The 19,497-nt window shown below is 71.4% G+C and carries 18 protein-coding genes; 7 read left to right on the top strand and 11 right to left on the bottom strand.

The features are described 5' to 3' along the window. Nucleotides 1-40: 40 nt before the first annotated feature. The 4 genes from ACFVJQ_RS11105 to ACFVJQ_RS11090 all read right to left on the bottom strand — a co-directional run bounded on the left by ACFVJQ_RS11105 (nt 41) and on the right by ACFVJQ_RS11090 (nt 3,668). A complete protein-coding gene (locus ACFVJQ_RS11105) occupies nt 41-1,441 on the bottom strand; it encodes an NAD(P)/FAD-dependent oxidoreductase (protein WP_385782761.1) in 1,401 nt (466 codons plus the stop codon). Next, on the bottom strand, nt 1,434-1,733 hold the full coding sequence (locus ACFVJQ_RS11100) for a (2Fe-2S)-binding protein (protein ID WP_385509997.1): 300 nt from the start codon (nt 1,731-1,733) through the stop codon (nt 1,434-1,436). The genes ACFVJQ_RS11105 and ACFVJQ_RS11100 overlap by 8 nt, the downstream gene beginning before the upstream one ends. After that, on the bottom strand, nt 1,730-2,887 hold the full coding sequence (locus ACFVJQ_RS11095) for an NAD(P)/FAD-dependent oxidoreductase (protein ID WP_385509996.1): 1,158 nt from the start codon (nt 2,885-2,887) through the stop codon (nt 1,730-1,732). Before ACFVJQ_RS11095 ends, ACFVJQ_RS11100 begins: the two co-directional genes overlap by 4 nt. A 109-nt stretch (nt 2,888-2,996) precedes the next feature. Next, nucleotides 2,997-3,668, bottom strand: a complete 672-nt coding sequence (locus ACFVJQ_RS11090; protein WP_385782757.1) for a hypothetical protein — start codon at nt 3,666-3,668, stop codon at nt 2,997-2,999. Between the two features lie 223 nt (nt 3,669-3,891). Here ACFVJQ_RS11090 and ACFVJQ_RS11085 point away from each other — a divergent pair, with 223 nt between their 5' ends. The 3 genes from ACFVJQ_RS11085 (at nt 3,892) to ACFVJQ_RS11075 (ending at nt 5,519) form a co-directional block, all read left to right on the top strand. After that, nucleotides 3,892-4,548, top strand: a complete 657-nt coding sequence (locus ACFVJQ_RS11085; RefSeq protein WP_385509994.1) for a helix-turn-helix domain-containing protein — start codon at nt 3,892-3,894, stop codon at nt 4,546-4,548. A 32-nt stretch (nt 4,549-4,580) separates the two neighbouring features. Then, complete coding sequence (locus ACFVJQ_RS11080; protein WP_385509993.1) at nt 4,581-5,111, top strand: toxin-antitoxin system, toxin component; 531 nt, start codon at nt 4,581-4,583, stop codon at nt 5,109-5,111. Nucleotides 5,112-5,282: 171 nt separating this feature from the next. Continuing rightward, on the top strand, nt 5,283-5,519 hold the full coding sequence (locus ACFVJQ_RS11075) for a hypothetical protein (RefSeq protein WP_385509992.1): 237 nt from the start codon (nt 5,283-5,285) through the stop codon (nt 5,517-5,519). A gap of 15 nt (nt 5,520-5,534) precedes the next feature. Here the strand turns inward: ACFVJQ_RS11075 and ACFVJQ_RS11070 are convergent, their stop codons facing one another. Together ACFVJQ_RS11070 and ACFVJQ_RS11065 are read right to left on the bottom strand one after the other, a co-directional pair. Continuing rightward, a complete protein-coding gene (locus ACFVJQ_RS11070; RefSeq protein WP_385509991.1) occupies nt 5,535-6,212 on the bottom strand; it encodes a 4'-phosphopantetheinyl transferase in 678 nt (225 codons plus the stop codon). After that, nucleotides 6,209-7,069 (bottom strand): metallophosphoesterase family protein, encoded by an 861-nt coding sequence (locus ACFVJQ_RS11065; protein WP_385509990.1) that lies wholly within the window; start codon nt 7,067-7,069, stop codon nt 6,209-6,211. Before ACFVJQ_RS11065 ends, ACFVJQ_RS11070 begins: the two co-directional genes overlap by 4 nt. A gap of 294 nt (nt 7,070-7,363) precedes the next feature. On the opposite strand from ACFVJQ_RS11065, the gene ACFVJQ_RS11060 reads away from it, so the two are divergent. Beyond that, nucleotides 7,364-8,488 carry an ATP-grasp domain-containing protein gene (locus ACFVJQ_RS11060; protein WP_385782752.1) on the top strand — a complete coding sequence of 375 codons (1,125 nt, stop codon included), beginning with the start codon at nt 7,364-7,366 and terminating at the stop codon, nt 8,486-8,488. A 104-nt stretch (nt 8,489-8,592) separates the two neighbouring features. On the opposite strand, the gene ACFVJQ_RS11055 is transcribed toward ACFVJQ_RS11060, so the two are convergent. The 5 genes from ACFVJQ_RS11055 to ACFVJQ_RS11035 all read right to left on the bottom strand — a co-directional run bounded on the left by ACFVJQ_RS11055 (nt 8,593) and on the right by ACFVJQ_RS11035 (nt 16,050). Next, nucleotides 8,593-9,465, bottom strand: coding sequence for a sulfotransferase family protein (locus ACFVJQ_RS11055; RefSeq protein WP_385782749.1), 873 nt, complete (start codon nt 9,463-9,465; stop codon nt 8,593-8,595). A gap of 163 nt (nt 9,466-9,628) precedes the next feature. After that, nucleotides 9,629-10,879 (bottom strand): alpha-L-fucosidase, encoded by a 1,251-nt coding sequence (locus tag ACFVJQ_RS11050; RefSeq protein ID WP_385509987.1) that lies wholly within the window; start codon nt 10,877-10,879, stop codon nt 9,629-9,631. A gap of 3 nt (nt 10,880-10,882) precedes the next feature. Continuing rightward, nucleotides 10,883-13,927 carry an alpha-mannosidase gene (locus ACFVJQ_RS11045; protein ID WP_385509986.1) on the bottom strand — a complete coding sequence of 1,015 codons (3,045 nt, stop codon included), beginning with the start codon at nt 13,925-13,927 and terminating at the stop codon, nt 10,883-10,885. A 21-nt stretch (nt 13,928-13,948) separates the two neighbouring features. Next, on the bottom strand, nt 13,949-15,289 hold the full coding sequence (locus tag ACFVJQ_RS11040; protein WP_385782745.1) for a 6-phospho-beta-glucosidase: 1,341 nt from the start codon (nt 15,287-15,289) through the stop codon (nt 13,949-13,951). Then, the gene (locus ACFVJQ_RS11035; protein ID WP_385510089.1) at nt 15,286-16,050 is read right to left on the bottom strand and encodes a DeoR/GlpR family DNA-binding transcription regulator; all 765 of its coding nucleotides are present in this window, start codon (nt 16,048-16,050) and stop codon (nt 15,286-15,288) included. The genes ACFVJQ_RS11040 and ACFVJQ_RS11035 overlap by 4 nt, the downstream gene beginning before the upstream one ends. 128 nt (nt 16,051-16,178) lie before the next feature. Here ACFVJQ_RS11035 and ACFVJQ_RS11030 point away from each other — a divergent pair, with 128 nt between their 5' ends. Genes ACFVJQ_RS11030 through ACFVJQ_RS11020 form a run of 3 tightly spaced genes read left to right on the top strand, consistent with a single transcriptional unit; the run spans nt 16,179 to nt 19,493 of the window. Further along, nucleotides 16,179-17,201 (top strand): carbohydrate kinase family protein, encoded by a 1,023-nt coding sequence (locus tag ACFVJQ_RS11030; protein ID WP_385509984.1) that lies wholly within the window; start codon nt 16,179-16,181, stop codon nt 17,199-17,201. 40 nt (nt 17,202-17,241) lie between these two features. Further along, complete coding sequence (locus tag ACFVJQ_RS11025) at nt 17,242-18,528, top strand: extracellular solute-binding protein (protein WP_385509983.1); 1,287 nt, start codon at nt 17,242-17,244, stop codon at nt 18,526-18,528. Beyond that, nucleotides 18,528-19,493, top strand: a complete 966-nt coding sequence (locus tag ACFVJQ_RS11020; RefSeq protein ID WP_385509982.1) for a carbohydrate ABC transporter permease — start codon at nt 18,528-18,530, stop codon at nt 19,491-19,493. The genes ACFVJQ_RS11025 and ACFVJQ_RS11020 overlap by 1 nt, the downstream gene beginning before the upstream one ends. Nucleotides 19,494-19,497 lie beyond the last annotated feature (4 nt).

The following is a 19,497-nucleotide window of genomic DNA, read 5'->3' as shown; positions in this document are numbered from 1 at the left end:
TACGGTGTGACATTGCACTGTCGGCGGCCGTGGGGCCCGATCAGTCGTCGTCCGGTTCGCCCGCGTGTGCCAGCACGCCGAGCGGTACCGGCCGGGCGAACGGCCTGCGCCCCGCCGTCTCCGGGCACCCGGCGAGCCCGGCGACCGCGGGCCCGCACATCCGGCCCTGGCACCAGCCCATCCCGGCCCGCGTCAGCAGCTTCACGGTCCGCAGGTCACCGGCGCCCAGCTCCCGCACGGCCACACGGATCGCCTGCGCGGTGACCTCCTCGCACCGGCACACGACGGTGTTGTCGGTGACCTGTTCGGCCCAGTGCGCGGGCGGCGCGTACCCGGTGTCGAGGGCGGCGAAGAACGCCCACAGACGGGTACGGGACCTCGCCGCCGCGGCCCAGGTGCCCGGGTCGGGTGCGGTGCCGTGCAGGCGGGCGGCAGCGGAGCAGCCGGCGATGTGGCCCTCGGCGAGGGCGAGCGCCGAGCCGCCGATGCCGGTGGTCTCGCCGGCCGCCCAGACGTCGGGGACGTCGGTGCGCTGTTCGTCGTCGACGTGCACGCCGGCCCCGTCGAGGCGGCAGCCGAGGGTCTCGGCGAGGTCGGTGTGCGGCAGCATGCCGTGGCCGACGGCGAGGGTGTCGCAGGGGATACGGCGTTCACTGCCCGGCCGGATCCGGCCGTCGGCGTCCAGGGCGGCGACGGTGACCGCCGTCAGCCGGTCGGTGCCGTGGGCCTCGACGACGGTGTGCCGGACGAGAGTGCGTACCCGATGCCGGAGCAACCGGGCCGCGAATCCGATCCCTTCGGCGACCTTCTCCGGCTGTGCCGCCAGCGCCCGGGCCTGCCGCAGGAACGCCGCGGGGTCGGCGGACTCGACGAGCGCGGCCACCTCGACACCGGCCGCGGCGAGACCGGTCGCCACCGGGAGCAGCAACGGGCCGGTTCCGGCGACCACGGCGGTGCGTCCGGGCACGGCAAGGGTGCCCTTGAGCATGGCCTGGGCCCCGCCGGCGGTGACGACGCCGGGCAGGGTCCAGCCGGGGAAGGGCAGGACCCTCTCGTATCCACCGGTGGCGAGGAGGACGGCGTCGGACCGGACGGTGGCGGGTTCCTCCTGCTCGGGGCCGAGCAGCGCGTGCACGGTGCAGTCGCCGGACGGCCCGCGTTCCACGCACCACACATGATGGTCCGTCAGGTGCCTGACGTGGCCCGCCTCGACGTGCCCGGCGAGGGCGTCCCGCAGCCGCTGCCAGGTCCGCCAGTGGTGGTGCAGGGCCTGCGCGCGGCGGGCGCCGAGCCCGGCGGCGGGCTGCCGGTAGAACTGCCCGCCCGCCTCGGTCGCCGCGTCCACCAACGTGACCCGGACCCCGCGCGCCGCCGCGGCGACGGTGGCGGCGAGCCCCGCCGGGCCTGCGCCGATCACCGCAAGGTGCGGTCGCTCAGTCATCGTGGCCCGTCCCCTCCTGCGTACGGATCGCATCGCCCGGCCGCACCGGCACCAGGCAGGCCCGCTGGTTCGGGCGGCCGTTGACGGTCACCAGGCAGTCGAAGCAGACGCCGATCCCGCAGAAGATCCCGCGCGGCCGGCCCGCGCCCCGGGTGGCGCGCCACGAGGTGACGCCGGCCGACCAGAGCGCGGCGGCGACCGTCTGGCCGGGCAGTGCCTCGATCACGCGGCCGTCCAGGGTGACCGTGAAGGCCGGTCCCGGTTGCGCGCGCGCCAGCTCCAGCGGGTTCACGGGCCCTCCTCGGGTGCGGGAAAGCGGTCGGGGCGCAGCGGCGTCAGGTCGAGATCGGGGGTCTTCGCGGTGAGCACCTGCGCGATCAGGTGACCGGTGCCGGTGGCGAGCCCGATGCCCGCGCCCTCGTGGCCGCAGGCGTGGTGCAGGCCGGGGACCCGGGGGTCGGGGCCGATGGCGGGCAGGTGGTCGGGCAGATACGGGCGGAAGCCGAGGTAGGCGCGCAGGGCGCGAACCCGCTCCAGGAACGGGAACAGCCGGGTCGCGCCCGCCGCCAGGGCCCGGACGACGGGCAGCGAGAAGGTCCGGTCGAAGCCGACGCGTTCGCGGCTCGCGCCGATCAGTACCGGCCCGGCGGCGGTGCCCTCCACGACCGGCGAGGTCTGGAGCTGCGCCGAGTCGCTGGCCACGTCGGCCACGTAGTCGGCGGCGTACACCTTGTGGCGGACCAGGCGCGGGAGCGGTTCGGTGACGAGGACGAAGCCGCGGCGCGGGAGGACGGGCAGGAACGTGCCCGCGAGCGCGGCGAGTTCCGCGCCCCAGGTGCCGGCCGCGTTGACCACCGCCGGGGCGTGCACATCGCCCCGGTCGGTACGGACTCCGCGGACGGTGCCGTCCGGGGTGCGCAGTACGTCCGTCACGTTCCGGCCGGTGAAGAGGCGGGCGCCGGATGCCCGCAGCAGTTCGGCGGCGGCCAGGGCGGGCATGACCTGGGAGTCCTGGGGGTAGTGCACGCCGCCCGGAAGGCCCGGGGCGAGGTGGGGTTCGAGGTCGTACAGCGTGTCGGCCGCAACCGGCTGCGCGATGACTCCTGCGGCGCGCTGCCCGGTGGCGAAGCGCTCCAGTGCGGTGAGCCCGTCGGGGGTCGACGCCACCACGACGCCGCCCTTGGCCTCGTACTCGACGGACTTCCCGAACTCCTGCGCGAGGTCGGCCCACAACCGGCTCGACAGCAGCGCGAGGTCCAGCTCGGGGCCCGGCTCCTTGTCGGAGACGAGGACGTTGCCCTCGCCGGCGCCGGTGGTGCCGCCGGCCACCGGACCGCGGTCGACCACGACGACGTCCAGGCCGGCCCGGGCCGCGTACAGGGCGCACGCGGCGCCCACCATTCCGGCCCCGACGACCACGACATCGCAGGTGAGTTGGTTGCCCACAGCAGTAATATGTCACACAGCACAGATCGGCGGAACACCTCGCGCACGGCGGATGCAGACAAACCCCGACCGTGGCGCCGCCGGCGACCTGAACGCCGACGGTGCCCGGTCAGGCCTCGGGGGCGGGCACCACGCTGAGGTGGCTCGCCGTGCGGCGCTCGCGCGGCCGGCGGCGCGGCACGGGAGCCGGCCGGCGCACTTCGCGCAGCACCATGGTCAGCCGGGTGTATCCCATGTCCTGCAGGGTCCTCGGGGTCTCGCCGACGATGCGGCACTCGGTGGCGCCCCAGCGCGGGTCGGGGTGCAGCAGCGGGCGGACCGCCCCGTCGTGCTCGACGGCGGCCTCACCGACGGACCGGATCCAGTGCGGCAGGCCCTGCCGGAAGGCGGCCTCCATGATCGGGTCCTGCGCGATCTCCCGGCGGATCGCCTGCAGTCCGTGGTCGTGCCCGTGCCGCTCCACGGCGGCCGCGAAGTGGGCCAGCATCGGCAGGAACCAGCGGGACTCGTGCTCGCCGAGGACGGCGGGCGCTTCGGGGTGGAACAGCACGAACCTGAGGAAGTTGTCGCCCGGCATCGCCGTCGGATGCGGACCGATCTCGCGGAAGAGGCTCTGGAACGCGCTGTTGGCCAGGACGACGTCCCAGCAGTGGTCGACGACGACGGACGGAAACGGGACGGCCTCGAGCAACGTGGCGTAGTCCTGGAGATACGACCGCACCTCGGAACGCTCGGGGACGGACCGCAGCGCGGACCGCTGCCCTCCTGCCTGATGTGCCATCGGGAGGTCACCCCTCTTGCCTATGCGGCCTTCACGCGGCGTCCCGATCCTGCTGCCCCGGCGCTTGCGATGTCAACTATCGTGGCATTTCATGCCCGTTGACGGCTGAAATTGGCCACAGTTGTGGCGAGACCTGGATGTGAGTTCGAAGCACCCGCTAATCTCCGGGAAGTTCACGGCAACCACTGACCACAAGCCTGTGAGAGACGTAGGAGACCTGTCGGTGACGGATGGCTACGAGGTTCCGGGCGCCACGGCGACGGCCACCCTGCCGGCCGTGATCGCCCGCGTCACCGCGCTCGCCGACCGGCTCGGCGTACCGCACGCGGAGGTCTTCGACACGGCCCGGCTGTCCGTGGCCTCCGGTGTCCCCGAGCCCGTCGTCAAGGACCTGCTGAGCGGGCGCCCGGCAGGCGAGCCGGACGTGCAGGCCCGGTTCCTTCAGCGCCTGGACCTGCTGCGCCGCACCCGGCTGAAACCCAACGGGCGCAGGTACACCCAGCAGGAGATCGCCGACGGCGCGGGCATGTCGCGGCAGCAGGCCGGCGCCCTCATCAACGGCGACCGGCGGCCGACCATGGAGCACTGCGACGCCATCCAGCGCTTCTTCCGGGTGCACGCCGGATTCCTCACGGCCGAGGACCCGGAGGCGCTCGCGGGCACGCTCCAGCGCACCGAGCAGGAGCTGCTGCAGAAGCTCGCCGACCGGGAGCGGGAGGCGGCCGCTGCCGCCGACGACCCGCTGGAGCGGCTGTTGCAGGACCACGGCGTCCGCGGCATCGCCTGGCGGGCCGCCCAACTGCCCACCGACCAGCACCGTGACAAGGTCGCCGAGTGGCTGGACATGCTCCTGGAGAGCGTGCAGCGGCCCGAGTCGTGATCCGGGGGTTACCTGTGGGCATCGGTAGGGAAATGCGCCGGCTGTGCGGCGAGCTGGTCGCGGAGCTCACGCTGCCCGCGCCGGCCAGGCCCGCCGACCTGTACGCCGCCCTCTGCGACGCGATGAGCAGACGCCGCGGCCGCCCCGTCCACTTCCGTACGGCCGCCTTCCCGCCCGGCACGGCCAGCGGGCTGTGGCTCGACATGGCCGACCAGGACCTCGTGGTCATCGAGGAACGCACCGCGCCCGACCACCAGTTGGTGATCCTCGGGCACGAGCTGTGGCACATGAAGCGGGGGCACTGCAGCCATCACGTCGAGGGCGCCGCGGTCGCGGCCCGTTTACTCGACGACGACGCCGATCTCCAGGCGACGGTCCTGAAGGTCGCCGCGCGCACCCGGTTCGACCTCGCCGACGAGAAGGAGGCGGAGAGCTTCGGGCTGCTGCTCGCCAGCAAGTGCCGTACGTGGCTTGCCGGTTCGGCGCTGCGCGGTCCGGTGCAGCGGGATCATCTCGCCGGGCGGATCGAGGCGTCGCTGGGGTATCTGGGCCCGCAGGGCTGAGGCCGCCGAGCGTCCTTCGATGACGTTCCGCCTCCGCTGAGCGGGCGAACCGAGGGGCGGCAGAGCCGGATTGTCAGTGGTGGACGGCAAGCTGGAGGGGCGCCACCGGTGAGCGGGGCGTACGTGCCCTCCGGGCGCGTGAGGCCACGACGAGGCGGGGAGAGCCGACCGATGCCCACAGCCGTACTGACCGACCGCGAGCGCATGGCCGTGCAGGCCTATCTTCGACTGCTGCACACGGTACGGGCGGCGTTCGACACCGCGGCCGGCCCACCGGACGCCCGTATGCCACCCGTCGTCCCGCCCGCCGTCCTCGCCGAGGCGGAACAGGCGCTGGCGGCCGCGGGCCTGACCGGCAACGAGGAGGAGTTCTTCCGCCTGCTGCAGAGCTGGTGCCCGAAGCCCTGACGGTTCCGGCCGCCGTCAGATGTGCGGCACCACCACCGCCGTCGCCACCAGACCCCGTTGGACGGTCCAGCGTCCCTCGAAGCCGCCGAGGCGTTCGCCGCCGACGACAGGGCCCGGTACGAGCAGTGCGGCGCGGAAACGGCCGTGCGTCCGCCCGTGCGGGTCGATGACGAGGTCGATGTCGGCCTCCGAGAAGTCCAGCCACTTCCGGGTGAGCGGGAACCACGCCTTGTAGACCGACTCCTTGGCGCTGAACAGGAGCCGGTCCCACGGGAGCGCGGGGTGCTCCGCGGCCAGGCGGCGCAGCCGGTCCTGCTCGCCCGGCAGGGCGACGGACTCCAGGACTCCCTCCGGGAGCGGTGCGTGGGGTTCGGCGTCGATACCGAGGGAGGCCAGGTCGGTGGCGCGGACCAGGGCGGCGGCGCCGTAGCCGTCGCAGTGGGTCATGCTGCCGATCAGGCCGTCCGGCCAGCGCGGAGCGCCGCGTTCCCCGGGCAGGACGGCCTGCGGCGGCACGCCGAGCTTCTCCATGGCGCGGCGGGCGCAGCCGCGTACGACGGCGAACTCACGCCGGCGCTTGGCGACGGCCCGCACGACCACCGCCGCCTCCTCCGGGTACAGCGGCGCCGGCTCGGTCCCGTCGTCGTGTGCCTCGACGGCCACCACGGAGTCGGGCAGCAGCTCCTCGATCACCGGGTCGCTTCCTCTCTCGGCAGGATGCGGCGCAGCCGGCCGGGCGGCTGCGGGCGCCCCCGCCATTCGCGCGGGTAGCCCACGGACACCTCTTCGAAGCGGACGCCCTCGTGCCAGGTGGTCCGCGGGATGTGCAGGTGCCCGTAGACCATGGTCTCCACCCGGAACCGGCGATGCCAGTCCGCGGTCAGCCGGGTGCCGCACCACATGGCGAACTCGGGGTACCAGAGGACCTCCGTCGGGTGCCGGTCCAGCGGATAGTGGTTGACCAGGACGGTCGGCAGGTCATCGGGGAGCTCGGCGAGCCTGCGCCCGCTCTCCGCGACCCGGGCCCGGCACCAGTCCTCACGTGTGGGATAGGGGTCGGGGTGCAGCAGGTACTCGTCGTTGCAGACGATGCCGGTCGAGTGCGCGTACGCCAGGCCCTCGTCCTTGGTCGTGCAGCCGGAGGGCAGGAAGCTGTAGTCGTACAGCAGGAACAGCGGCGCCACGGCCACCGGCCCGCCGGGGCCGTCCCAGACCGGGTACGGGTCCTCGGGCGTCGTCACGCCCAGCTCACGGCACACCTCGACCAGGTGCTCGTAGCGGGCGACCCCGCGCAGGGTGACGGGGTCCGACGGGTGGGTCCACAGTTCGTGGTTGCCGGGCGCCCAGATCACCTTGCGGAAGCGGCCCGCGAGGGTTTCCAGCGCCCAGCGGATGTCGGCCACGGTTTCGGCGACGTCACCGGCCACGAGCAGCCAGTCGTCGTCGGAGCCGGGGCGCATCTTCCTGACCAGATCGCGGTTCTCGGCGTACCCGATGTGCAGGTCGCTGATGGCCAGCAGCTGCCCGGCACCACCGGCCGTCGATGTCACTTGTCGCCCCCTTACGATCACACGGACGGGACCACGAGAACACAGCCGCGGCTCGTCAGGCAAGGGCGACCCGAGCGTACCGGCGGGGTATCAGGCACCCGCGCTGCGGGTGGGCACGACCGGAGAATCCGTAACACGCACGTTGCACGCAGCGGGTCCGCGAAGCCGTATGATCGCCCCAACACCACCGCCACGAAACTCCCTTCACGCAGGGGCGGTTCGGTGTCCCTCCAACCACCCCAGGCCGGGCCGGCCTCGCTCCGCCGTGCCCGCGAACCGTGAAAGGCGGCCTGCATGGTCTCTCGCGTACGCGTCTGGCTCAACCGCACGTACGCGGAGAACGTGTTCTTCATGGATCAGCTGCGGAGAAATCCCAGCGACCGGGCCGTCGAGATCCACGCCACGCACGGCGACCCCGACTCGCCCGTACTGGCCGCCGCCGACACGGCCGAGCTGGAGCCGGAGGGCCTGTCCCCGGCCGCGTACGTCGAGTTCGCCCTGGACCTGTGCGCCAGGCGCGGTATCGACGTGTTCGTGCCGCGGCTGCACCAGGCGGCGATCGTGGCGCACCGCGCCGAGTTCGAGGCGGTGGGTACGGCGCTGCTGGCGCCGCCGCCGGAGGCCGTGGCCGTCTTCCAGGACAAGGTGATCGCCTACGAGGCGGTCCAGGCGATCGGCGTGCCCGTGCCGCCGTGGTGGCGGGTGCGCAGCGCCGACGAACTGGTCGCGGCCGTCGAGGAGTTGGAGGCGGCCGGGCACAGGGCGTGCTTCAAGCCGGCGTCCGGGGCGGGCGGGGTGGGCTTCCGTGTGATCACACGCGCCCCTTTCTCGCTTCTGCACCTCAGCGGGTTCCCGAGCCCCTACGTGCCGCTCGACCTGGTGCTCGAGGCGGTGCGACAGGCCGACGAGCCCGTCGACTGGCTGGTGATGCCGCGGCTGGAGCAGCCGGAGGTGTCCGTGGACTGCCTCACCGGCACGGACAACCAGGTGCGGCTGATCGTCGGACGGACGAAGAACGGGCGCCGGCGCGGTTTCACGCTGCACGAACAGTGGCTGGAGCCGGCGCGGCGACTCGCGGAGGGTTTCGGGCTGCACTATCTGTCCAACATCCAGTTCCGGATGTTCGACGAGCAGCCGGTGCTGATGGATGTCAACGCGCGTCCGGCGGGTGGGTTGCACCAGCTGTCGCTGTGCGGGGTCAACGCGCCCTGGGCGGCTGTGCGGCTGGCTCTCGGGGATGATCCCGGGGAGATCGTGCCGCCGTTCCTCGGGCAGGACTACACGGTGGTGTCCGCTCCGCGGCCGCTCAGGCCGGTGGCGGTTCCGCAGCAGCGGGAGGCACCGGAGACGCTGCCGGCGGTTCCTTCTCCCACGCCGGTTGACTCCGTCGGTAGTGCGGCTCAGGTACTGCCGCTTTAGGGCTTCTGCCGGGTGCGGGTTGTTCGTGGCTTGTCGCGCCCACGCGGCGGAGCCGCATATTGACACGGCCCCGCGCCCCTTTACGTCGGCACGCCCTCCCGGTGTTAGACCCGGTAACCCCACGCCTTCGCCAGCTCCGCCAGTCGAGGCGGGAGTTCGGTGGAAGGGTCGGCCGGCCTGGCGGGCTGGATGCGGCCCGACTTGATGGTGCTGCTCCAGTCGCCGAGCTGGGGGCGGAACGTGCCGTGGTCCCGGCTGCCGTAGTCGAGCATGTCGCTCTCCCACTCGACGCCGAGGTACTCGCACAGGCCGCGCGTCGTCTGCTCCGGCTCGGCGGTGAGCTCCTCGTACGTGATCACGTGCGCGTCGAGGGTCCGGCGCGCCTGCTCCAGCTTCTCGGCGTACCCGAGGACCTCGGCGTGGATGGACCGAAGGTCGGGATCCCGGCGGCGCTCGGTGAGGGACGCGATGACCGCGCCCGGGTGACGCAGCAGGAGGATGTAGCGGGCGTTCGGCCAACATCGGTGCAGCCGGGGCCAGATGAGGGTGTTCGGCGGCGTCTTGTCAACGATGACGTCCTTGCCGCTGCGGGTGAGCTCCAGGTGCAGCACCCGGTCCCACAGCAGGTGCTCCAGCTCGGTCTTGTCGAGTTCCAGCGCCTTCATGGCCTCCGCGCTGAAGCTGCGGGTCAGCTGGACGTGGACGGTGCGCAGATGCATCTCGTGCGGGGCCCGGATGCGGCTGTGGCTGTTCAGCAGCACCCGCAGCAGGGTCGAGCCGGAGCGCACCGAGGACAGCACGAACACCGGCGAGTCCACGAGCCGCGGGGCGCGCGGGGCGACGTACGACGACTCACGGGGCCCCCGCGGGGCCGGCATGGCGTTCAACTGGCGGCGCGGCGGGCTCACCGCCTGGACCATCAGCCGGCCGCGGCGCTTCAGCCCTTTCCCGATCGCGGACATACGCGGGTCTCGCACAGTGCCACCTTTCTCTGCTCCTTGCTCCGGCATCCCAGGGGTGACAGGCAAACTTCAGATGTCCAGGAGGCAACGAGTCCGGTTCACGGCGGCTGCCAGAGCCGCCGTGACCAGGTGATCTACCACTTCCTTAATTCTTCATGGGAACGGCTTCGGTCCGCCCTCAGAACCGGCCCGAGCCCCGGTACAGCTCCAGCTCGCCGTCCAGTTCGACCGCGAGCACCGTGGCGTGCGGGTCGAGGTCCGCCGCGGCCGGCGGCTGGATCCAGAGCACGCCCGGTGCTTCGTGCAGACCGCCGATGACCCGGTGGGACAGTTCGGTCCCGCTGCCGAGCACGGTGACCCGGCGTACGGAGCTCAGCAGTCCGCGTACGCCGATCTCGGCGCGCGGAGCGTCGAAGAGGGTCAGATAGAGCGTGCGGCGGTCCTTCGAGAGGGTGCTGGGGCCGTAGTGATGGCCGGCGGGCAGGCCGCGCACGGTCCCGTACACGGCCTCCGCGTGTCGGGCGATCCAGGCGCCGAGGCCCTCGAGCCGTTCGGCGTGCTCGACGGGGATGGTGCCGTCCTCCCGCGGGCCGACGCTGAGCAGCAGATTGCCGCCGCCCCCGATGGTCTCGGTGAAGTAGCGGATCAGCTGGTCGACCGACTTGTGGTTGTGGTCGTGGTGTTGGTGACCCCAGGAGTCGTTGATGGTCAGGCAGAGTTCCCAGGGGCCCTCGGGCGGTACGACGGGTGCGCCCTGTTCGGGGGTCGCGTAGTCGCCCTCGCTGAGCATGCGGGCGTTGAAGACGACGTCCGGCACCTCGGAACGGATGAGCGCGGCGAGTTCCGGGATGCGCCACTGTTCCTCGCTGCGGTCCCACTCGCCGTCGAACCACATCAGGTCGGGCTTGTAGCGGCTGGTGAGTTCGCGGATCTGACCGTCGCGGTAGGCGATGAACCGCTCCCAGGCGGCCAGGTCCTCGAACTCGGCCGCGACCTCGGAGTAGCGGTTGTCCTCCAGTTCCGGCGGGCGGCCCGGCTTGCGCGTGGAGGCGTAGTCGGGGTGGTTCCAGTCGGAGTGCGAGTAGTACAGGCCGACCTTGAGGCCCTGCTCGCGCAGGGCGTCGGCGTAGCCGGCTATCAGGTCGCGGCCCACGTTCAGGTCGCCGTGGGCGGTGTCCCACAGGGCGACGCCGTCGTGGTGGCGGCTGGTGAGCACGGCGTACCGGGCGCCGGCGCGGGCGAAGAGCTTCGCCCACTCTCGCGGGTCGTACCGGGACGCGGTGAAACGGTCGAGCTGGGACATGTACTGGTCGTGCGGCACGATGTCGTCGTAGAACGACCAGGATTCCTGGACGCCGTCGACGGCGTAGATGCCCCAGTGGACGAAGATCCCCAGCTTGGCGTCGGTGAACCAGGGTTGTACGGGCACGCGTCAGCTCCTCTTCAGCCGCAGCGTCAGCACCTGGAAGGGTCGCAGCGTGACGGAGACCCCGCCGTCGCCGGTGACGTCCGCGTCGTGGAGCGGTCGTTCCAGCAGGTCGGTGACCTGGGCCCCCGCGAACGGGAAGCCGGTGCGCAACACGCCCTGGGCCCGGCCGCCGCGGGACTCGTAGAGGCGGACCACGACGTCGCCGGACCGGTCGTCCGCAAGCTTCACCGCCTCGACGGTCACGCCCTCGCCGGCCACGGACACGACCGGCTCCGGCGTGCCCGCCGCGTCGGCGACGCGCAGCGGCAGGTTGAGGGCGTAGCCTTCGGCGATCGCGTCCTCGATGCTCGCGCCGGGCAGCAGCGAGTACGTGAACCGGTGCCGGCCCTGGTCGGCCTCGGGGTCCGGGACGCGCGGGGCGCGGACCAGGCTGAGGCTGACCGTGGTGGTCGTACCTCCGTCCTCGCGGACTGTACGGGACACGTCGTGGCCGTACGTCGAGTCGTTGATCACCGCGACGCCGTAACCGGGTTCGCCGATGTGCACCCAGCGGTGGCCGGAGACCTCGAAACGGGCCGCCTCCCAGCTGGTGTTGGTGTGGGTGGGGCGCTGGACGTGGCCGAACTGGATCTCCGCGGAGGAGTGCTGGGCGCGGATGTCGACCGGGAAGCCCGCCTTGAGGATCTTCTCGGCCTCGTGCCAGTCGATCTCGGTCTCGATGTCGATGCGGGAGCTGCCGGAGCGGAGAGTGATCGTCTGGGTGATCCTCGATCCCCGGCCGAAGGAGCGCTCGACCTTGAGCGCCCCGAGCAGCGGGTCCCGCTCCACGACGGTGATGGACTCGGCGTCCAGCAGGTCCGTGTAGCGGTTCTTGTAGTGCTTGTCGATGTCCCAGGCGTCCCAGTAGTTGGGCAGGTCCGTGTGGAGGCGGAGCAGGTTGCCTTTGCCGGCGAGGACTTCACGCTGCGCGCGCAGGTCGCGTACGGAGGCGAGGGTTCCGTCGTCGGCCAGTTCGACCCGGACCAGGCCGTTGTCGATGACGCGGTCCGTCACCACAACCATGTCCTGGGTCAGGGCGTTGCCGAGCGGAGCGCTCCCGTTCGCCGGCACGTTCACGACGGTGGTCTCACCGTCGGCCCTCCGCACCACCTCGGCCCGGTCGAACGGACTGGTGTTGAAGGCCCGGGCCTCGCCGGTGCCCAGCGCAGCGAGGGCCTCCCCCGTCACCGCCTCCAACTCCCCTGCCACCCGCGCATACTCTGCCTCCGCCTCCCGGTGCACCCATGCGATCGACGACCCCGGCAGGATGTCGTGGAACTGGTGGAGGAGGACCGTCTTCCACAGGCGGTCGAGCTGCTCGTACGGGTAGGAGTAGCCCGGCGCGTGCAGCGCGGCGGTCGTCGCCCACAGCTCGGCCTCGCGCAGCCGGTGTTCGCTGCGGCGGTTGCCCTGCTTGGTGCGGGCCTGGGTGGTGTAGGTGGCGCGGTGCAGCTCCAGGTAGAGCTCGCCCGCCCACACCGGCGCGTCCGGGTACTCCTCGCGGGCAGCGGCGAAGAAGGCGTCCGGGTGCTCGATCCGGACCTTCGCCGAGCCCTCCAGGTCGGCGAGGCGCCGGGCCCGCTCCAGCATCTCGCGGGTGGGGCCGCCGCCGCCGTCGCCGTGGCCGAAGGGCGCCAGGGACGTCGTACCGCGGCCCTTGTCCTGGTAGTTGCGGACGGCGTGGGCCATCTCCTTGCCGGAGAACTCGGCGTTGTAGGTGTCGACGGGCGGGAAGTGGGTGAAGATGCGGGTGCCGTCGATGCCCTCCCACCAGAACGTGTGGTGGGGGAACTTGTTGGTCTGGTTCCAGGAGATCTTCTGGGTCAGGAACCAGTCGTTGCCGGCGAGCTTGGCGAGCTGCGGGTAGGCCGCGGTGTATCCGAAGGAGTCGGGCAGCCACACGCCCTTGGTCTCGATGCCGAAGTGCTCCATGAAGAAGCGCTTGCCGTGGATCAGCTGCCGGGCCATCGCCTCGCCACCGGGCAGGTTGCCGTCGGCCTCCACCCACATGCCGCCGACCGGCGCCCAACTACCGTCGACGACCGCCTTCTTGATCCGCTCCCACACCTTCGGGTAGTTGTCGCGCACCCACTCGTACTGCTGGGCCTGGGAGCAGGCGAAGACGAACTCCTCGTACTCCTCGGCGAGTGCGGTGACGTTGGAGAAGGTGCGGGAGGTCTTGCGCTTGGTCTCGCGGATCGGCCACAGCCACGCGGAGTCGATGTGTGCGTGGCCGACGGCGGAGAGGGTGTGCGCGCTGGCGTGCGCGGGCTTGGCGAGGACGGGCTGGAGAACGGCGCGGGCGTCGGCCGCCGTGCCCGGGATGTCGTCCAGGTCGAGGGCGTCGAGGGAGCGGTCCAGGGCGTGCGCGATCTCGTGGCGGCGCGGCTCGTGCTCGCCGAGCTCCAGCATCAGCTCGCGCAGCACCTGGACGTCGAGCGAGAGGTGCCAGACCTCCTCGTCGAGGACGGCGAGGTCGGCGCGGCGGAACGTGTAGAGGGGCCTGTCGCCGGCGGTGAGGACGTCGCCGAGCGGGGTCGGGGCGGCGAAGTCATTGGCGAGGATGTCAGGGTTGGAAGCCGCCTCCACCAGATAGTGGATCTCCTCGCCGCCCGCTGCCGAGCGCGCGATCGGCACGTACTGGTTCTGCGGGTTGACCGCTTTCAAGGGCGTCCCGTCGGGCAGGTGGACCAGCGCCTCGGCCTGGTTGCCCGGCCAGTCGCCGACGAAGCCGAGGTCGATGACCGCCTCGACGCGCCGGCCGGCCCAGTCGGCGGGCACCTGGCCTTGCATACGGAACCAGGTGGTGCCCCAGGGCGGGCCCCACGGGGTGTCCATCGCGAAGGGCTCGTACGTGGCCGCGGCGGCGTCCTCGAACGGGACCGGCTCCCCCGGCGCCTGCCAGGCCGCCACCTGAAGGGGGACGGTGGCCGCGTACACCGCGGGCTTGATGCGCTGGTTGTGGACGCGTTCGACGCGCTCCTCGATCCGGCGGCGTTCGTCGTGCATGGGACAGCTCTCCTCAGGGCTCTACTTGAGGTACGAGAGGCCGGGGTGGACGGCCGTGTAGCCGTCGACGAGCCGCCGGGCCACGTTGACCGAGTCGACAAGCGGGTGCAGGGCGAAGGCCTTCACGGCCGTCGTACGGGAGCCGGAGTCGGCGGCGGCGAGCACCTCGCGCTCGACCGCCTTCACCGCGCAGACCAGGCCGGTGGCGTGGTCGGGCAGCGGATCGACGGCGACCGGGTGCGCGCCGTTCGCGTCGACCAGGCACGGGACCTCGATCACCGCCTCGGAGTCCAGCACCGAGAGCGTGCTGCGGTTGCGGACGTTGAGGATCAGGGTGGTGCGTTCGTCGCGGGCGATGGCCCGCATCAACGCCAGCGCCACCTTCTCGTAGCCGCCGGACAGGTCGTCGGCGTCGCGCTCACCGGCGCCGGCGGTCTCGCGGTTCTCGGCCATGTAGGTGGCCTCGCGCTCGGCACGGGTGGCGTCCCAGGCCTTCAGCGCCGAGGCGTCCGGGTTCCTCATCTCGGCGTAGAAGCGGGCCTGTTGGTCGCGCAGGAAGGCACCGCGGGTCTGCTCGGCCTCCTGGTAGGCGCGTACGGCTTCCCGGTTGAAGTAGTAGTAGTGCAGGTACTCGTTGGGGATCGCGCCCAGCGACCGCAGCCAGTCGGCGCCGAAGAGCTTGCCCTCCTCGAAGGAGCCGAGCAGGCCGGGGTCGGCGAGCAGCCGCGGGAGTTCGTCGCGGCCCGCAACGCGCAGGCCGCGCACCCAGCCGAGGTGGTTCAGGCCGACGTAGTCGATCCATGCCTCGGCCGGGTTCTGCACGCCGAGCACACGGGCGATACGGCGGCCGAGTCCGACCGGCGAGTCGCAGATGCCGATGACGCGGTCGCCGAGGTGGCGGGACATGGCCTCGGTGACGAGGCCGGCCGGGTTGGTGAAGTTGATGACCCAGGCGTCGGGCGCCAGGCGGGCCACGCGCTGCGCGATGTCGACGGCGACGGGCACGGTCCGCAGGCCGTAGGCGATGCCGCCCGCGCCGACCGTCTCCTGGCCGAGGACGCCCTCCGCGAGCGCCACCCGCTCGTCGTTCGCCCGTCCCTCCAGCCCGCCGACGCGGATCGCGGAGAAGACGAAGTCGGCACCGCGCAGAGCCTCGTCGAGGTCCGTCGTGGCGGCCACCTCGGGCGCGTCGGGCACGCCGGCCGCCTGCTCGGCGAGGACGCGGGTCACCGCGGAGAGCCGCTGGGCGTCCAGGTCGTGCAGCACGACCTGGGTGACCCGGCCCTCGGCGTGGTCCCCGAGGAGCGCCCCGTACACGAGCGGCACCCGGAATCCGCCGCCGCCCAGAATCGTCAGCTTCACGCCTGCACCCTTCCCACCACGATGACCTCGACGCCCGCTTCCCGCAGCGCGGTCCGGGTCGCCGGCTCCACGGCCGCGTCCGTCACCACCACGTCCAGCTCCTCGGGGCCGCAGACCTTTGCCATACCCGTACCCGGGAACTTCGCCGAGTCGGCGAGCAGCACGACCCGGTCACTGGCCTTGATCATGGCCCGCTTGACCGGCACCTCGACGACCGTCGTGTCCATCACCTGCCCGCCGGGCCGCACTCCACTGGTGCCGAGGAAGAGCCAGTCGGCGTGCAGCTGGCGCAGGTTGTCCTCGGTGAGGAAGCCGACCAGGGAGCGGTACTCGCGGCGGACCATGCCGCCGAGCAGCACCAGCTCGATGCCCTCGTCGTCGGCGAGTTCCTCGTACACCACCAGGTTGCTGGTGATCACGGTGAGCCGGCGGCCGTGCAGCTGCCGGGCCAGCCGGTAGGCGGTGGTGCCGATGTCGAGCAGCACCGACTGACCGTCCGCGATCATCGCCGCCGCCCGCGCGGCTATCGCGTCCTTCTGGGGCACGCGCACCTCGGCGACCTCGGCGAAGGGCTGGTCGCCCTCCTCGACGACGGCGCCGCCGTGCACCCGGGTGAGCAGCCCGTCCTCCTCGAGTTTGAGCAGGTCACGCCGGATCGTGGCGGGGCTCACCCCCAGCTGCTCGGAGAGATCGGTCACGGCCGCGGGGCCGCCCGAGCGCAGGGCCCGCAGGATGAGTTGGTGTCGTCGTTCTGCCAGCACGCCGTGAACACTACTCGTCATCTTCAATCATTTCTATGCTCACTTCTGCTCGGGTATTGACCAAACTCCCGGAGCGGCGCACGATTCCGGTCACTGAAATGAAGAGTTTTGACGGAGAGGATGTCCGCGTGGACGACGACCGGCCCGATGTGCTGCTGACCGGGCTGCTCTTCTACGACCTCGTCCTCACGGGTCTGGGCAGGCCCCCGACGCCGGGCGAGGAGATCTGGACGGCCGGCATGGGCAGCAGTCCCGGCGGCATCGCCAACCTCGCGGTCGCCGCATCGCGGTTCGGCCTGAAGACGTCCCTGGCGACGGTCTTCGGCGACGACTTCTACGGCATGTACTGCCGGGACGTCCTCGCCGGCCAGGAGGGCGTCGACCTGTCCCTCTCCCGCACGGCGGACGGCTGGCACACCCCGGTCACCGTCTCCATCGCGCACGGCTCCGACCGGGCCCTCGTCACCCACGGCCAGGACCCCCCGTACTCGCAGGACGCGCTCATGGGCGACCCGCCCGAGGCGCGCACCGCCCTCGTGCACCTCGAGGCCGAACCCCACGCGTGGCTCGCCAAGGCGGCCGCGAACGGCACACAGATCTACGCCGACGTGGGCTGGGACCCCACCCAGCAGTGGTCCACCGACCTCCTCGACCAGCTCTCCCTGTGCCACGCGTTCCTGCCCAACGAGGTCGAGGCGATGGCGTACACCCGCACGGACAGCGCGGTCGCGGCGCTCGGCGCACTCAGTGAGCTGGTGCCGGTGGCCGTGGTCACCCGCGGCGGCGAGGGCGCGGTCGCCGTCGACCAGACCACCGGCGAGTACGCGGACGTCCCCGCTCTCGACCTCGACGTGCTGGACGCGACGGGCGCCGGGGACGTCTTCGGCGCGAGTTTCGTCGCGGCTTCGCTGGGCGGCTGGCCGCTGGCGGAACGGCTGCGGTTCGCGGTGCTGGCGGCCGGGCTGTCCGTGCGGCACCACGGCGGGGCGCTGGCCGCACCCGGCTGGTACGGCATCGACCGGTGGTGGCGCGCGCTGAACGACCCCGAACTCAGGAGCGCGTACGGCTTCCTCGACGACCGCATCCCGGCGGACCCGGGCCCGCCCGTCCACCACGCCCCCGTCACACCCCCGAACGGCATCCCCGACTGACCACTCGCACACGTCATACATCCGAAAGGCGGTGGGAGCTGTGCGGCTCTCACGAAGAGGCCTGCTGCGCGCGGGCCTGGCCGGTACGGCCGCCACGGCGCTCGGCGGCCTCACATCCGGCTGCGCCGTCCCGACCGGTTCGACCGGCCGGAACATGGTCCTGTGGTACTGGAGCGGCGGCCTGAGCGACACCGTCGTCAAGGAGGCCACGGCCCGCTATGACAACGTCGTCAGCCTCAAGGCCCAGCAGATCGGCGGCTACTACCGGTCCAAGCTGATCACCACGATGGCCGGCGGCGCCCACATACCCGACATCGCGGGGCTCAAGGGCGAGGACATGGCCTCCTACCTGCCGAACGCCGACCAGTTCGTGGACCTGCGCACGCTCGGCGCCGACAAGCTCAAGAGCCAGTACCTGGACTGGAAGTGGCAGCAGGGCGTCGCCCCGGACGGCAGCCTAATCGGCTTCCCGATCGACGTGGGTCCGGTCGTGCACTACTACCAGAACGCCGTCTTCGAGAAGGCGGGGCTGCCGTACGAACCGGAGGACGTCTCCAGGGAGCTGGACACCTGGGAGAAGTTCTTCGCGGCGGGCGAGCAGTTGAAGAAGCGGATCCCGGGGGCGTACCTCCTGATCGACGTCGGCAGCGTCTTCGAGATGTCGATCGGCCAGGGGACCACCCGGTTCGTGGACGAGGACCGCAACTTCATCGGCGACGGCGAGCACGTCCGTATGTGCTGGGACCGGGCCGTGGAGGCGAAACGGCGCGGGATCGTGTCGAGCATCGTGTCGGGCACGCCCGACTCGATCTCGGCCAAGGAGAGGGGCCTGCTGCCCAGCGCGCTCAACGCCTCCTGGGCCGCGGGCGACCTCAAGCTGGAGGTGCCCAAGACCGAGGGCGAGTGGCGGGTGGCCGACTGCCCCGGCGGTCCCTCGAACGTAGGTGGCTCGTTCCTGTCGATCACCAAGGCGTGCCGGGAGCCGGAGCAGGCGTTCGAGATCATCACCTGGATCCTCAACGCCGACAACCAGGCCCAGGGGTTCGTCGAGGCCGGGCTCTTCCCGTCCACCCCCGCCTCGTACGAGATGAAGAAGCTGCGCGAGCCGGACCCGTTCTTCGGCGACCAGATCACGATGGACGTCTACGGCCCGGCGGCCGAGAAGATCCCGGTCGCCTACAACAGCCCGTACGACGTCGCACTCGGGCAGCCGATCCGCGACGAGATCAAGAACGTCGGCGTCCTCGGCAAGGACCCGGAGAAGGCCTGGAGGGACGCCATGAGGAAGTGCCGGCGTATCGCGGACCACCTGGGGGTGAGTCACTGATGGCTACCGTGCCCGTCGTCGAGCAACCCCCGCCGACAGCCGTGGCCGAGAAACCGGCCGTCCACCCCAGGAAGGGCATCCTCAGCTACTGGCGGCTGTACGCCGCGATCTCCCCCTTCTATCTCCTCTTCCTCGCCTTCGGCCTGATCCCCGTCGGCTTCTCGCTCTACCTCTCCTTCCACCGCTGGGACGGCCTGGGCTCGATGGAGTGGGCGGGCCTGGCGCAGTACCAGTACCTGCTGACCGACAGCGACTTCTGGCAGTCGATCGGGAACACGATCGTCATCTGGGCGCTGGCCACCTTCCCCATGATCTTCCTGGCGATGGTGACGGCCGTGATGCTCAACTCGGCGGTGCGCTTCAAAAACGTCTACCGCTTCGCGTACTTCCTGCCGAACGTCACCTCGATCGTCGCCGTCGCGATCATCTTCGGCTCGGTGTTCTCCACCAACTTCGGCCTGATGAACGCCCTGTTGCAGGCCGTCGGCCTGGACCAGGTGGCCTGGCTGAACACGCCGTGGGGCATCAAGGTCGCCATCGCCACGCTGATGACCTGGCAGTGGACCGGCTACAACGCGATCATCTTCCTCGCCGGGCTCCAGACGATCCCGAGCGATCTGTACGAGGCCGCCCGCATCGACGGCGCCGGGCCGGTGCAGACCTTCTTCCGGGTCACGCTTCCCCTGATGCGGCCGGTACTGCTGTTCGTGCTCGTCGTCTCGACGGTCACCGGACTGCAGAGCTTCGCCGAGCCCCAGGTACTGCTGCAGACCACCGCGAACGAGTCCACGTTCTCGGGCGGCCCCGACCACGCCGGCCGGACCATGGTCCTCTACTTCTTCCAGCAGACCTTCGACAACAACGACTTCGGCTACGGCGCCGCCGTGGCATGGGGCATCTTCCTCGTCGTCGTCCTCTTCTCGATCATCAACTGGCGCCTGGTGCAGCGCCGGGGCGAAGAATAGGCAG

The organism is Streptomyces sp. NPDC127197 (assembly GCF_042672405.1).
Lineage (GTDB): Bacteria > Actinomycetota > Actinomycetes > Streptomycetales > Streptomycetaceae > Streptomyces > Streptomyces flavusporus.
This window is presented reverse-complemented; position numbering and strand designations above follow the sequence as displayed.